The sequence below is a fragment of the Bradyrhizobium sp. LMG 9283 genome, assembly GCF_045571415.1.
Classification (GTDB): domain Bacteria; phylum Pseudomonadota; class Alphaproteobacteria; order Rhizobiales; family Xanthobacteraceae; genus Bradyrhizobium.
Genome location: NZ_CP120691.1, coordinates 6138363 through 6150325, shown reverse-complemented (window position 1 = coordinate 6150325; position 11963 = coordinate 6138363). Strand labels below are relative to the sequence as shown.

13 protein-coding genes are annotated in these 11963 nt (G+C 64.9%); 4 read left to right on the top strand and 9 right to left on the bottom strand.

Translation table 11 applies throughout. From position 1 onward, the window contains the following. The first annotated feature begins 16 nt into the window (after positions 1 to 16). Both P6U29_RS28995 and P6U29_RS28990 read left to right on the top strand, forming a co-directional pair. Positions 17 to 1021 (top strand): zinc-binding alcohol dehydrogenase family protein, encoded by a 1005-nt coding sequence (locus P6U29_RS28995; RefSeq protein ID WP_407113746.1) that lies wholly within the window; start codon positions 17 to 19, stop codon positions 1019 to 1021. Positions 1022 to 1137: 116 nt separating this feature from the next. After that, positions 1138 to 2193 carry a YeeE/YedE family protein gene (locus P6U29_RS28990; RefSeq protein ID WP_407113744.1) on the top strand — a complete coding sequence of 352 codons (1056 nt, stop codon included), beginning with the start codon at positions 1138 to 1140 and terminating at the stop codon, positions 2191 to 2193. On the opposite strand, the gene P6U29_RS28985 is transcribed toward P6U29_RS28990, so the two are convergent. Further along, the gene (locus tag P6U29_RS28985; RefSeq protein ID WP_407113742.1) at positions 2172 to 2630 is read right to left on the bottom strand and encodes an EamA family transporter; all 459 of its coding nucleotides are present in this window, start codon (positions 2628 to 2630) and stop codon (positions 2172 to 2174) included. The genes P6U29_RS28990 and P6U29_RS28985 overlap by 22 nt on opposite strands. Positions 2631 to 2719: 89 nt before the next feature. After that, complete coding sequence (locus tag P6U29_RS28980; protein WP_407113740.1) at positions 2720 to 3085, bottom strand: EamA family transporter; 366 nt, start codon at positions 3083 to 3085, stop codon at positions 2720 to 2722. An 83-nt stretch (positions 3086 to 3168) separates the two neighbouring features. Here P6U29_RS28980 and P6U29_RS28975 point away from each other — a divergent pair, with 83 nt between their 5' ends. After that, positions 3169 to 4614, top strand: coding sequence for a PLP-dependent aminotransferase family protein (locus P6U29_RS28975; protein WP_407113739.1), 1446 nt, complete (start codon positions 3169 to 3171; stop codon positions 4612 to 4614). Between the two features lie 10 nt (positions 4615 to 4624). Here P6U29_RS28975 and P6U29_RS28970 read toward each other — a convergent pair whose 3' ends face one another. From P6U29_RS28970 to P6U29_RS28950, 5 genes are read right to left on the bottom strand one after another with little or no spacing between them, the layout of a single operon-like run. Beyond that, positions 4625 to 5848 carry an alpha/beta fold hydrolase gene (locus tag P6U29_RS28970; RefSeq protein ID WP_407113737.1) on the bottom strand — a complete coding sequence of 408 codons (1224 nt, stop codon included), beginning with the start codon at positions 5846 to 5848 and terminating at the stop codon, positions 4625 to 4627. Between the two features lie 26 nt (positions 5849 to 5874). Then, positions 5875 to 6534: a sulfite oxidase-like oxidoreductase gene (locus P6U29_RS28965; protein WP_407113735.1), complete on the bottom strand. Its 660-nt coding sequence runs from the start codon at positions 6532 to 6534 to the stop codon at positions 5875 to 5877. Positions 6535 to 6537: 3 nt separating this feature from the next. Then, entirely contained in the window at positions 6538 to 7860 is a 1323-nt protein-coding gene (locus tag P6U29_RS28960) for an MFS transporter (protein WP_407113733.1), read from the bottom strand. A gap of 32 nt (positions 7861 to 7892) precedes the next feature. Continuing rightward, a complete protein-coding gene (locus P6U29_RS28955; protein ID WP_407113731.1) occupies positions 7893 to 9116 on the bottom strand; it encodes a cytochrome P450 in 1224 nt (407 codons plus the stop codon). 55 nt (positions 9117 to 9171) lie between these two features. Continuing rightward, positions 9172 to 9381 (bottom strand): ferredoxin, encoded by a 210-nt coding sequence (locus P6U29_RS28950; RefSeq protein WP_407113729.1) that lies wholly within the window; start codon positions 9379 to 9381, stop codon positions 9172 to 9174. 134 nt (positions 9382 to 9515) lie between these two features. On the opposite strand from P6U29_RS28950, the gene P6U29_RS28945 reads away from it, so the two are divergent. Then, positions 9516 to 10163 (top strand): TetR/AcrR family transcriptional regulator, encoded by a 648-nt coding sequence (locus P6U29_RS28945; RefSeq protein WP_407113727.1) that lies wholly within the window; start codon positions 9516 to 9518, stop codon positions 10161 to 10163. On the opposite strand, the gene P6U29_RS28940 is transcribed toward P6U29_RS28945, so the two are convergent. Together P6U29_RS28940 and P6U29_RS28935 are read right to left on the bottom strand one after the other, a co-directional pair. Continuing rightward, a complete protein-coding gene (locus P6U29_RS28940) occupies positions 10160 to 10804 on the bottom strand; it encodes an aspartate/glutamate racemase family protein (protein ID WP_407113725.1) in 645 nt (214 codons plus the stop codon). The two genes, P6U29_RS28945 and P6U29_RS28940, sit on opposite strands and share 4 nt — an antisense overlap. 146 nt (positions 10805 to 10950) lie before the next feature. Continuing rightward, a complete protein-coding gene (locus P6U29_RS28935; RefSeq protein WP_407113724.1) occupies positions 10951 to 11961 on the bottom strand; it encodes an amino acid ABC transporter substrate-binding protein in 1011 nt (336 codons plus the stop codon). Positions 11962 to 11963 lie beyond the last annotated feature (2 nt).

Below are 11963 nucleotides of genomic sequence, written 5' to 3'. Positions count from 1 at the left end.
AATCGCGGGTCTTTTCATGTCGCCAGCCGATGCCAAAACCGTCGAAGCGCGCTGTGTGCGCCTCAACGCCAAAGCTGAAAACGCCGCTGCGCTTGCACCTAGAATCGAGCGCCAGATGCTTGCGCGCGGCTCGAACGATCTCTTGATCGAGGTGAAGGCCGCCGCCGTCAATCCGTCCGACGTCAAGGCTGCGACCGGGCTGATGCCCTATGCCGTGTTCCCTCGGACTCCCGGCCGCGACTACGCCGGCGTTGTGATCGACGGGCCCGCCGGAATGGTCGGCCGCGAGGTGTTCGGCTCCTCCGGTGATCTCGGCATCCGCCGTGACGGCACCCACGCAACCCATCTCGTCGTCGAAGCCGACGCGGTGGTGGAGAAGCCCAAAATGGTGTCGTGGGAGGAAGCGGCCGGCATCGGCGTGCCCTTCGTCACCGGGATGGAAGGCTTTCGCCGCGCCGGCGTGCCGAAGAGCGGCGAGACCGTCCTGGTATTCGGCGTCAACGGCAAGGTCGGCCAGGCTGCGGTGCAGATCGCGACCTGGCAGGGTGCGCGCGTCATTGGGGTGGTGCGCAAGGCGGAAGCTTATGAGGGCCACGCCAATGCGCCCATCGAGGTGATCGACGCCTCGGCCACCGACGTTGCCACGCGGGTGCGTGAATTGACCGGTGGCAAAGGGGCCGACATCGTCTTCAACACGGTCGGCGATCCCTATTTCCAGGCCGCGCACAAGTCGCTCGCCCTGCGCGGCCGCCAGATCCTGATCGCCGCGATCGACCGCATCGTGCAGTTCAACATCCTCGAATTCTACCGGGGACAGCACACTTATGTCGGCATCGATACGCTCGGCCTGTCTTCCGCCGCGACAGGCGCGGTGCTGCGCGATCTCGGTCCGGGCTTTGCGAGCGGGCACCTGAAACCGTTCCCGATCAAGGCGAATGCGATCTATCCGTTGGAGGGCGCGAAGGAAGCGTATGTTGCGGTCGCCGGCTCGTCGCGTGACCGCGTGATCCTGAAGCCGTAACACACCGTCATTGCGAGCGCAGCGAAGCAATCCAGAAATGCATCCGCGGAGACAGACTGGATTTGCTTCGCTGCGCTCGCAATGACGGAGAATGGCGAGAGTTCTGAGAACAACCGATGGAATCCACGCAACTCGTCATCCTCGCAGGCCTCGTCATCGGCCTCATCTATGGCGCAGTCGGCCTGCTCAGCGGCTTCTGCCTGATGAGCAGCATGCGCGGATGGCTGGTGGAGGGGGACGGGCGGCTGGTGCGAACTTATGCACTGGCAATCGCTGTTGCGATCGCCGCCAGCCAGCTCCTCGCTGGCAGCGGCATGGTCGATCTTGGCAAGTCGATCTACCTGCAACCAGCCTTCTCGGTGCCGGTGCTGTTCCTCGGCGGCCTCCTCTTCGGTTACGGCATGGTGCTGTCGAATGGCTGCGGCTCGCGCGCCCTGGTGCTGCTCGGGCGCGGCAATCTCCGCTCGTTCCTCGTCGTGGTCGTGCTGGCCATCGCTGCGCAGATGACGCTCAAGGGCCTGATCGCACCGGCGCGCATTGCGCTGGTCCAGGCGTCGCAAACCACGGTCAACGCGAATTCGCTGCCCTCGCTGCTCGCGACGCCAGGCGTCACGGAGGCGTCTGCGCGCGCACTGGCAGCCGTCGTAATCGTCGCCGCGTTGATCCTGTTCGCCATCGCGCATCCCGCGTTCCGCCGCTCGCCCGGCCAGATCGCCGCGGGCATCATCGTCGGTCTCCTCGTCGCCGGCGGCTGGTACGTCACCGGCTATCTCGGCGCCGACGACTTCAACCCCGTCCCCGTGACCTCGCTCACCTTCATCGCGCCGATCGCTGACGCCCTGCAATACGCCATGCTCTCGACCGGCCTGACGCTGAATTTTGGCATTGCGACGGTGGCCGGTGTCTTCGCCGGCAGTCTGGTGACGGCACTCGCGACAGGCCGCTTCAAGCTCGAAGGCTATTCATCGCCGCGTCACATGCTGCGCTCAGGCACCGGTGCCGCGCTGATGGGCATTGGCGGCGTGATGGCGTTCGGCTGCTCGATCGGGCAGGGGCTCACGGGCATTTCGACGCTCGCGCTGGGTTCGTTCGTCGCGGTCGCCGGCATCCTGCTCGGCACAGCAGCTGGTCTGCGCGGCGTTCTGCGGGTTCAGCCTCTTGCGGTGGCCTGACCGCGCAGCAGCCGGTTGCCCAGCGTCGCAAGGCCGATGCCGGAGACGATCAGCGCGGCCGCGATCGCAAGGCTCATGTCGATGGGTTCGCCCAGAAGGATCGCAGCGCTGGCGATGCCGACGAGCGGTGTCCCGGTGGTGCCGAGCGACGTCGTCAGGGCCGAGATGCTCTTGTTGACCATCGACATCGCCCAATAAGCCAGGACTGTTCCGACCAAACCCGAATAGAGAAACAACAATACGAGCCTCCACGACCACTTCACATGCGGGAGGCCATCCACGGCTGTCGCGCCGACCGAAAGCACGATCGTTGCCACGAGCACCTGCCAGAGCAAAAGCTGGAGCGGAGATCCGATCCAGCGATGCGCGCGGATATAGATGATGTTCGCAGCCCAAGAGACCGCGGCCAGGATGACCATGCCGGCGCCGAGCAGCACGTTGGTGTTGGTCCAGTCGATCGAGAATGGATTCAGGATGACGGCAAGGCCGATCAGCCCGAGCAGAGCGCCGGCGAGCTTTGGCGCGGTCAGCGTGTCCTTGCCGAACAGGGGCGCGCGAGTGCGACCCAGAGCGGCGTGGTGTAGCCGAGCACGATGCCCTTGCTTGCGGGCAGGAAGCGAAGGCCGCTGGCAACCAGGATCGAGAACAGCGTCATATGCAACAGCGCCACGCTCAGGATCACGGGAATGTCGCGCCGCTCCGGGATCACGAGATTGTTGCTCAGTCCGAGCAGCACGAACAATCCAGCCAGCGCGATCCAACTCCGGATCGCCGCGCTCCACAGCGGCGGCACGAACTGCACGAGCTGCTTGGTCACCGACCAGTTCACGCCCCAGGCCAGCACCACGATGAGGAACAGGCCGATGGCCGCACGGGGTGACAGGGCGTTCATGTCGCAGGTCCTTGAAGCAGTCCGAACCGCCGGATAGCATCCTGACTGGCATCTGAAAAAGTGCCAGATTGGAGAGGAAGAGAGTGCCAGTATCCGACACGACGATCTCCGCGTTGATCGAGCTGAAGCGGACCGATGCCGAGGGGCTTGTGGCGCAACTGACGAGCCAGCTGCGAGGCCTGATCGCGGCCGGCCGCCTCGGCAAAGGCCGCATGCTGCCGTCGAGCCGACGGCTTGCGAGCGATCTCGGCGTCTCGCGCAACACTGTCACATACGCGTTCGAGCAGCTCGCGGCCGAGGGATATGTCGCAGCGTCTCATGGCCGCCGTCCCGTGGTCATGATCGACGGCCACGAACGCATCGAACGGGGCGCCGTCGCAGCGGGCGAACGCGTCGGCAAACTGCGGCTCTCGCCTTGGGCTACGAAGCTTCAGCAGGCCGGCTGGCCGATGTCTTATCGGGGGCAGCTCAAACCGCTGCGCCCGGGGCTGGGCGATTTCAGGGAGTTTCCGAACGAGGTCTGGGCACGCTGCCTGCGCCGCAGCGCCATGCATGCAGGCAGGCGCGAGCTCGGACCGGTCAACCGGCTGCGCCTACGAGAAGCGCTGGCGCATTATCTCGCGACGAGCAGGGACGTTCGCGCCACGGCGGGCCAGATCATGATTCTGCCGAGTGCGCAGGCCGCGCTGACCTTGATTGCGGCCACACTCATTTCGCCGGGAGATAATGTCTGGGTCGAGGATCCCGGCTATCCCGGCGCGGCGGCTGCCTTCCAGGCGTCTGGCGCGCGCCTGACCGGCATCAGGCTGGACGAACAGGGCATGCAGCAAATGCCAGGCCTTGGAGCTCCCAGGCTGATCTTCATGACGCCGACGCATCAGCATCCGACCGGCCGGTTGATGTCGCTGGCCCGCCGCACCGAGTTTCTCGCGGCAAGCCGGCCCGGCAGGACCTGGATCGTCGAGGACGATTACGACGGCGAATTCCATTACGACAGCCGGCCGGTGCCGGCCTTGCAGGGGTTAGATGCCCATGGCCGCGTGTTCTATGTCGGCACATTCTCGAAGGCGATGAGGTCGGACATCCGGCTCGGCTATCTGGTCGCGCCGGCGGCGCTGGTCAGTACCTTGGAGATCGCGCAGCAGCACATGGGGCTGATCGCTGCCAGCCACGTCCAGGAGGCGCTGGCCGAATTCATCGACGATGGGCACTTTCTCGCGCATCTGCGCCGGATGCGCCGGCTTTATCACGCGCGTCGCGATCACCTCGTCGAGGAGCTGCAGCGGCATCTCGGTGGCATGCTCTCGGTCGAGGTGCCCCCCGGCGGTATCCAGCTCGTCGCCCGCCTCAAGCGCGGTCGGGCCGATCAGGCTGCGGTCAGGCGACTGGTCGCTGCGGGCGTCGAAACGCGAGCTCTGTCCAGCCTTGCGCTCGGCCGCCCCAGCGATCACGGCCTGCTGCTCGGCTTTGCGGCCTGGCGCGAGAGCGAGATCAGCGCGGCCGTGCGGACGATGGCCTCGTGCTTCTAGCGATTGCGCGCTAGTCCGCGGCCTTCGTCACGATGCGGATTTCCGAGGTCAGCGTGCGGTGCACCGGGCACTTATCGGCGATCTCCATCAGCTTCTTGCGCTGCTCGGCATCGAGCGCGCCGTCCATCGCGATGTCGCGCTCGATCTGGTCGAGCATGCCCTCGCGTGTCTCGCACTCCGCACAATCCTTGGCATAGATCTTCGAATGCTTCAGCGTAACCGTGACGCGGTCGAGCGGCAGCGATTTGCGGTCCGCATAAAGGCGCATGGTCATGGACGTGCAGGCGCCCAAGCCCGCAAGCAGGAAATCATAGGGGCCGGGGCCGGCATCCTCGCCGTCGGCCGCGACCGGCTCGTCCGCCACCAGATGATGCGGGCCGACGGTGATGATCTGGTTGAATTTGCTCTTGCGGGTCTCCTGCACCACGACCTGGCGCGGCGCCTTGGGGAGATCCACCACCTTCGCGGGCTTTGCGGTGTCGATGTAGCGGCTGGCCCAGGCGGCGATCACGTCGGCCGCATAGAGGGCGTCAGTGGGCTTGGTCAGCAGATGATCGGCATGATCTAGCGAGACGAAGCTCTTGGGATGCCTGGCTGCAACGAAGATCTTCGTCGCATTATCGATACCGACGGTGTCGTCGACTGGCGAGTGCATCACCAGCAGCGCCTTGTGCAGGCCGGTGACGTCCTTCATCAGCTCGTGCTCGACGATGTCGTCGAGAAATTCACGCCTGATCCGGAACGGGCGGCCCGCAAGCGAAACTTCCACCTCGCCCTGCGTGCGGATGTTGTCGATATGCTCTTTGAACAGATCGGTGACGTGGGCGGGATCGGAGGGCGCCGCAATGGTCGCGACCGCCTTGGCTTCGGGGATTCGTCCTGCTGCCGCGAGGATCGCTGCGCCGCCCAGACTGTGACCGATCAGGATCGACGGCGCCTTTCGGACATTGCGCAGATGATCGGCGGCCCGGACGAGATCGGCGACGTTGGAGGAAAAGGTCGAATTGGCGAAGTCGCCTTCACTGGAGCCCAGCCCGGTGAAGTCGAAGCGCAGCACCGCGATGCCCCTGGCCGCAAGTGCCACAGAAATCCGCTTGGCCGCCAGCGTGTCCTTGCCGCAGGTAAAGCAGTGCGCGAACAGCGCAAAAGCTGCAGGCTCCCCGTCAGGCAGCTCCAGCGCGGCCGCGAGCTGATGGCTGCCTTCGCCGGTGAATTGAAAGCGCTCCGTCGGCATGGGCTTTCCCCCGTTCTTGCTTGAACCTAGTCCCCCGAGTAGCGCTGCTCGGCCCAGGGATCGCCGCGGTTATGATAGCCGCGGACTTCCCAGAAGCCAGGTGCGTCCTCGGTCAGGAACTCGATGGCCTGGAGCCATTTCGCGCTCTTCCAGAAATACAGATGCGGCACGACCAGCCGCACGGGGCCGCCATGCTCCTCCGTGAGCGGCTGGCCGGACCAGCTGTGGGCGAGCAGCGCGTCTTCGGCGGCAAAATCCTCCAGCGCGAGATTGGTTGTGTAACCGTCATAGGAATGCAGCACGACGAAGCGCGCATCCTCGCGCGGCTGGCAGGCCGCGAGCAGCTCACGCGTCGCGAGCCCCTCCCATTCATTGTCGTAGCGCGACCACGTCGTCACGCAGTGGATGTCGGAGGTGAAGCGGGCCTGTTTCTGCGCGGCGAACTCGTCGAAGGTCCAGAACACGGGAGTTTTGATCGCGCCGTAGACGTCGAGCCGCCACCGCTCGCGCGACACCGGCGGCACGACCCCGAGATCGAGCACCGGCCAGTCCTTGGTCAGGTGCTGGCCGGGCGGCAGGCGCTGATCTTCCGAACGCGTGATCTTGCCGGTGAGGAACCGGCCCTCGCGCGCCCACTTCTCCTTGGTGCGCGTCAGCTTGCTGTCGGATGGCGTCTCGTCGGTCATGGCCTACTCGTGGCGATGCATTGCGGAGGCGTGCTTGGTGTCGCGCATGGTGGAATAGATGATCAGCGACAGGCAGATGATGCCGGCGAGATAGAAATAGAACCAGTCCTCGTGCCCGATGCTCTTGAAATAAAGCGCGATTGCCGGCGCGGTGCCGCCGAAGATCGAAACCGTGATGGCATAGGGCAGGCCGACGCCGAGGGCGCGGACATTGGTCGGGAACAGCTCGGCCTTCACCACGGCGTTAATCGAGGTGTAGCCGGCGACGAACAGCCAGGCGCAGCAAATCAGGATGAAAGCGATGAAGGGCGACTTGGTCTCCTTCAGGGTCATCAGCAGCGGAACAGTCGCGAGCGTGCCGGCGATACCGAAGAAGATCAGCAGCGGCTTGCGTCCGATCTTGTCGGAGATCGCGCCGTAGATCGGCTGCAGGATGGTCGCGAAAATCAGCGTGCCGAAGATCACGAACGTGGTCTGGCCTTCGGTCAGCCCGACCGAAAGCTTGACGAAGGTCTGCATGTAGGTGGTGAAGGTGTAGAACGCTGCGGTGCCGCCGGCAGTGAGGCCGACGACCAGCAAGAGCTCGCGCGGATAGCGTAGCAAATTGGTGATCGAGCCGGTCGGCTTCACCACCTTCTTGGCCTCCTCGAACGCCTCGGTCTCGTGCAGGCCGCGCCGCATCACCGCGGCGAAGATCGCGAGCCCCGCGCCGATCGCGAACGGGATGCGCCAGCCCCAGGCCTTCAGCTCCTCCGGCGTCAGGAAGACCTTTTGCAGGAGCAGCAGCACGATGATCGCGGTGAGCTGGCCGCCGATCAGCGTGACGTACTGGAAGCTGGAATAGAAGCCGCGGCGCTTGGGATCGGCGACCTCGCTGAGATACGTGGCACTGGCACCGTATTCGCCCCCGAGGCTCAGGCCCTCGATCACGCGGGCGAGCGCCAGGATGACAGGCGCGGCGAAGCCGATCGTTGCATAGGTCGGCGTCAGCGCGATGATCAGCGAGCCGAAGCACATGAAGACGACGGACAGCGTCAGGGAGATGCGGCGGCCGAAATGGTCGGCGAGATAGCCGAAGAACCAGCCGCCGAGGGGACGCATCAGGAAGGTCGCCGCGAACACCACGGCGGCGTTCAATTGCTGCACGACAGGGTCGTTACCGGGGAAGAACGCGGGAGCGAAGTAGAGGGCAAACGCCGTATAGGCGTAGAAATCGTACCATTCGACAAGATTGCCGACAGAGCCGATGAAGATCGCCCTGATTCTCCGTTCGGCGTCGGCGACGTCAAAATGCTCAGAGGCCGGGTTGGTTGCTTGCACTGTCACGTCCGGCCTCTCTGTATCTCTGCTGGAGAGGCCTACATCGCCTTTCCGAGTAGAAATGGCAACTGGCGGGGGCCTCTCACGGTGCCCTGTGACCAGGTCACCGTGCCTGCTGGATCGAGCCGGAAGTCGGGAATCCGCTTCAGCCATTCCTCCAGCGCAACCTGCATTTCCATGCGCGCCAGGTTGGAACCGACACAACGGTGGATGCCGAGGCCGAAGGCCGCGTGGCGATTCTCGCGTCGGTCGATCACGACTTTGTCAGCGTCAGGAAACATCTTGGGGTCGCGGTTGGCGGCCGGGAAGGACAGCAGCACCATGTTGCCCGGCTTGACCGGACAGCCCGAAATCGTCGTCTCCTTGACCACCTCGCGCGCCATCGTCACCGGCGAATAGGCGCGCAGCAGCTCCTCCACCGCGGTCGGGATCAGCCCGGGCTCGGCGATCAGCCGCTCGCGATCGGCCGGCGTCTTCGCAAGATGCCAGAGCGAGGAGCCGATCGCGCTCCAGGTGGTGTCGATGCCGGCGATCAGCAGCAGGCGCAGCGAGCCCAGCACGTGAGTGTCCTCGAGCGGATTGCCGTCCTTGTCCCTGGCATTCATCAGGTAGGAGATCAGGTCGCCGGTGGGCTTGTTCTTGCGCGCTTCGATGTGGCCGCTGAAATAGGCGCTCATCTCCTTGATGGCCTGGAGCAGCTTGCTCTCATCCTTGATGCCGAGCTCCAGGATCATGTGGATCCAGTTGATGAAGAGCTCGCTGTCGCTCTCGGGAATGCCGAGCATGTGCGCGATCGCGCGCACCGGAATGTGCTTCGTGTAGCGCGCCGCAGCGTCCACGCTCTTCTCGGCGATGAAGTCGTCGATCAGCTCGTTGCAGATGGCGCGGACCCGCGGCTCGAGCTTCTTCATGGCGTCCGGCGTGAACGGCGGCAGCAGCAACTGCTTGGCCGGCTTGTGCGCAGGCGGATCGGAGGTGATGGGCGGAGCGGCGTTCTTGCTGTTGATTTCCGGCCGCACGTCACGGACGATAATTCGGCGGGAGGAGAAATGCTCGGTGTCGTTGGCGATCTCGCGCACCGCCTCATAGGTCGTCGGCAGGTAGCAGCCGAGGAAGCGTTTCGTGTGCACCACGGGACTCGCGGCGCGCAGCTCGTCCCAGATCGGGAAAGGGTCGTCCGTCCATTGTGGATCGGTGTGGTCGAAGTCATGGAGCCAGTCAGTCACGGGCGGATGGGCGGCGGGCTGGTTGACGTCGGACATGGCAGGGAATCCCTTCTCGTGTTCGCTGAACGCACGCGGGGCGGCCGCGGCCGCGCTACTCCTCGATCACATCGATCGCGATTTCCGGGCAGTTGGATTTCGCCAGCCAGGCCTTGTCCTCGAGGCCCGGCGGCACGGTACCGTCGCTGGCTTCGTGCGCGTTGCCATATTCGTCGAGCTCGAAAAGTTCCGGCGCGAGTGCCTTGCAGCGGGCATGGCCCTGGCATTTGTCGGGATCGACGTGGACCTTCAATCGCTCTGCCATTGCGGCTCCCTTGGTCCTGCGCGCAGAGCCCGAAGGCGGCGCGTTTCCTCATCTGAATTCTATTTAAGTTATATCATATTACATTCGCGACGGACTTCCCCTGTCAAGCGCAAACTTATAGGCTTCGCCTCAACATGCGTTCACAACTCGCCCGCAAGCCTGAGAAGACCTACCACCATGGCGATCTTCGCGATGCGTTGATCAAAGCCGCGCTGCAAGAGGCAGAGCAGGGCGGCGCCGAGGCGATCAGCATCAAGGCGCTCGCAAAGAAGCTCGGCGTCTCGCAGCCGGCGCCATACCGGCATTTTGCCGACCGCGAGGCGCTGCTCGCGGCAGTCACCGCGGAGGCATTCCGGCAGCTCTCGGCGCTTCTGCGCGAGGCGATGGCAAAGCCGTCGAAGCAGTCGAAACTCTCGCGACTCGCGCAGGCGACGCTCGATTTCGGTCTGCGCCGAAATGGCATCTACCGATTGATGTTCGCTTCGCGCACGGTGTCCTGCGCGGCCCAGGGCAGCGAGTTGCACGAGGCGACGCGGGAAACCTTTGCGCTCGTGATCGAAGCTTTGGAAGCGCCGGCTGTCGGCTACTTGCGCGAACGGCAGGCGCTCAAGATCTGGGCGGCGCTGCACGGCGTGGTGATGCTGGCCGAGCAGGGCTTGTTCACCGGCGAGGCGGCGCACGCCACGCGCGAGGAGCTGGTCGAGGATTTCGTCAACGAGACGAAGGCTGCGCTTGCGGTCGCGATCAAGGATGCGCGGCGTCGGACAAAGGCGGGCGCTTAAGCCTTCAGCAGCCTCATCAGCTTCTCGACCGCGCTGTCCGGCGTCGTCACGACGGGACGGCCAGTCGCCTCCGCGACCAGCGGAGCCGTCGCCGCAATGCTGAACTGCGCGAGCGCGATGACGTCGCAATCGCGCAGATCGCTTGAGGCTTCTGCGATCAGTCGGTCATGTGTGGCGCGGTCGCCGCGGTCGAGCGCAGCCAGCGCGCCCTCGGCGAGTTTCGGAACGATTTGGACGGAGGCAGGAAATTCCGGCGGCATCGAGACCAGCGTCGGCGGAAAAGTCGAGAGCAGGCCGATGCGCTGGCCCATGGCCGCCGCCCTCTCGATCATGGCCTCGTTCGGCTTGAGCACGGGCATCGGTGCATGCGCGCGCGCGACCGCCTCGATGCAGGGGCCGAAGGCGGAGCAAGTGAACAAGATTCCATCCGCTCCCGTCGCCGCCGCGTAATCGCCGAGCGCGAGGAAGCGCTCGGTCATGGTATCGGTGAGCGAACCGTCGCGCGCTAGGTCCGCCGACAGGCTGTCGTCGAGCAGGTTCATCAGCCGCGCTTCTGGCCACGCCGTCGCAAACGCCGCTTCGATCGGGGCGATGGAATGCTTGAGGGCGTGGATCAGGGCGATGCGAGGGGACGTCGTCATTGAACGTGTCTACTGGTCTCGTGCCCCCGGACGGAGCACAATACGCAGCATTGCGCTCCGGGGCCGGGGTCCATCTTGGCCTCTCTGGGTCCCGGCTCTGCGCGGCAGCGTTGCACGCTGCAGCGCGTCCGTGACACGGTCGATATCTACTTGAACGGAATGGCGTACATCAAGCCGCCCTTGCTCCAGAGGCCGTTGAGGCCGCGATCGAGCTTCAGCGGGCTCGCCTTGCCGACATTACGCTCATAGATCTCGCCATAGTTGCCGGTGGCCTTGATCGCCGTGACCAGCCATTTGTTGTCGAGCCCGAGGCGCGAGCCGAGGTCGCCCGAGGTGCCCAGCAGGCGCTGGATCGCCGGCGTCTGCGACTTCGTCATCTCCTCGACATTGGCCTGCGTGACGCCGAGTTCCTCGGCCTCGATCAGGCCGTAATGCAGCCAGGTGATGATGTCGCTCCAGACTTCGTCACCGTTGCGGGTGAAGGGGCCGAGCGGCTCCTTGCTGATGGTCTGCGGCAGTACGACGTAGTCCGCCGGGTTCGGCGCCGCCGTCGTCACCGCGCCGGCCAGGGCGGAAGCGTCCTGGGTCATGGCATCGCAGCGGCCGCCGAAAAAGGTCTGGTACATGGTGTCGACGCGATCGAACACCAGCGGCTTCCAGTCGATGCCGTTGGCGCGGCCGTAATCGCCGAGCGTGACCTCGTGCGTGGTGCCTTGCGCGACGCAGACGGTGGCGCCCTTGAGGTCCTTTAGCTCCTTCACGCCAAGGTCCTTCTTCACCACAAAGCCCTGGCCATCGTAGAAGTTGATTGGCCCCTGCCGCAGGCCCAGCGTCACGCCGCGCAAATATGTCTGCGTCGAGTTGCGGTAGAGCACGTCGATCTCGCCTGATTGCAGCGCGGTGAAGCGGTTCTGCGCCGTCAGCGAGACGTAGCGCACCTTGTTGGGGTCGCCGAGCACGCCGGCGGCAAGCGCGCGGCAATAGTCGACGTCGAGGCCCTTGTAGTTGCCTTGCGAGTCCGGCGCGGAGAAGCCGGCAAACCCGGCGCTGACGCCGCAGACCAGCGTGCCGCGGCTCTTCACCGTGTCCAGCGTCGCCGCCGACGCCATCACCGTTGATGCTGCGAGCACGCCCGCTGCGATAACCACTTTCCTCATAC

Bases quoted from the DNA above. Each gene is read 5' to 3' on its own strand.
- P6U29_RS28950 (WP_407113729.1), bottom strand. From the start codon at position 9,381: ATGGCAGAGCGATTGAAGGTCCACGTCGATCCCGACAAATGCCAGGGC.
- P6U29_RS28965 (WP_407113735.1), bottom strand. From the start codon at position 6,534: ATGACCGACGAGACGCCATCCGACAGCAAGCTGACGCGCACCAAGGAG.
- P6U29_RS28940 (WP_407113725.1), bottom strand. From the start codon at position 10,804: ATGACGACGTCCCCTCGCATCGCCCTGATCCACGCCCTCAAGCATTCC.
- P6U29_RS28935 (WP_407113724.1), bottom strand. From the start codon at position 11,961: ATGAGGAAAGTGGTTATCGCAGCGGGCGTGCTCGCAGCATCAACGGTG.
- P6U29_RS28970 (WP_407113737.1), bottom strand. From the start codon at position 5,848: ATGCCGACGGAGCGCTTTCAATTCACCGGCGAAGGCAGCCATCAGCTC.
- P6U29_RS28945 (WP_407113727.1), top strand. From the start codon at position 9,516: ATGCGTTCACAACTCGCCCGCAAGCCTGAGAAGACCTACCACCATGGC.
- P6U29_RS28995 (WP_407113746.1), top strand. From the start codon at position 17: ATGTCGCCAGCCGATGCCAAAACCGTCGAAGCGCGCTGTGTGCGCCTC.
- P6U29_RS28990 (WP_407113744.1), top strand. From the start codon at position 1,138: ATGGAATCCACGCAACTCGTCATCCTCGCAGGCCTCGTCATCGGCCTC.
- P6U29_RS28955 (WP_407113731.1), bottom strand. From the start codon at position 9,116: ATGTCCGACGTCAACCAGCCCGCCGCCCATCCGCCCGTGACTGACTGG.
- P6U29_RS28980 (WP_407113740.1), bottom strand. From the start codon at position 3,085: ATGAACGCCCTGTCACCCCGTGCGGCCATCGGCCTGTTCCTCATCGTG.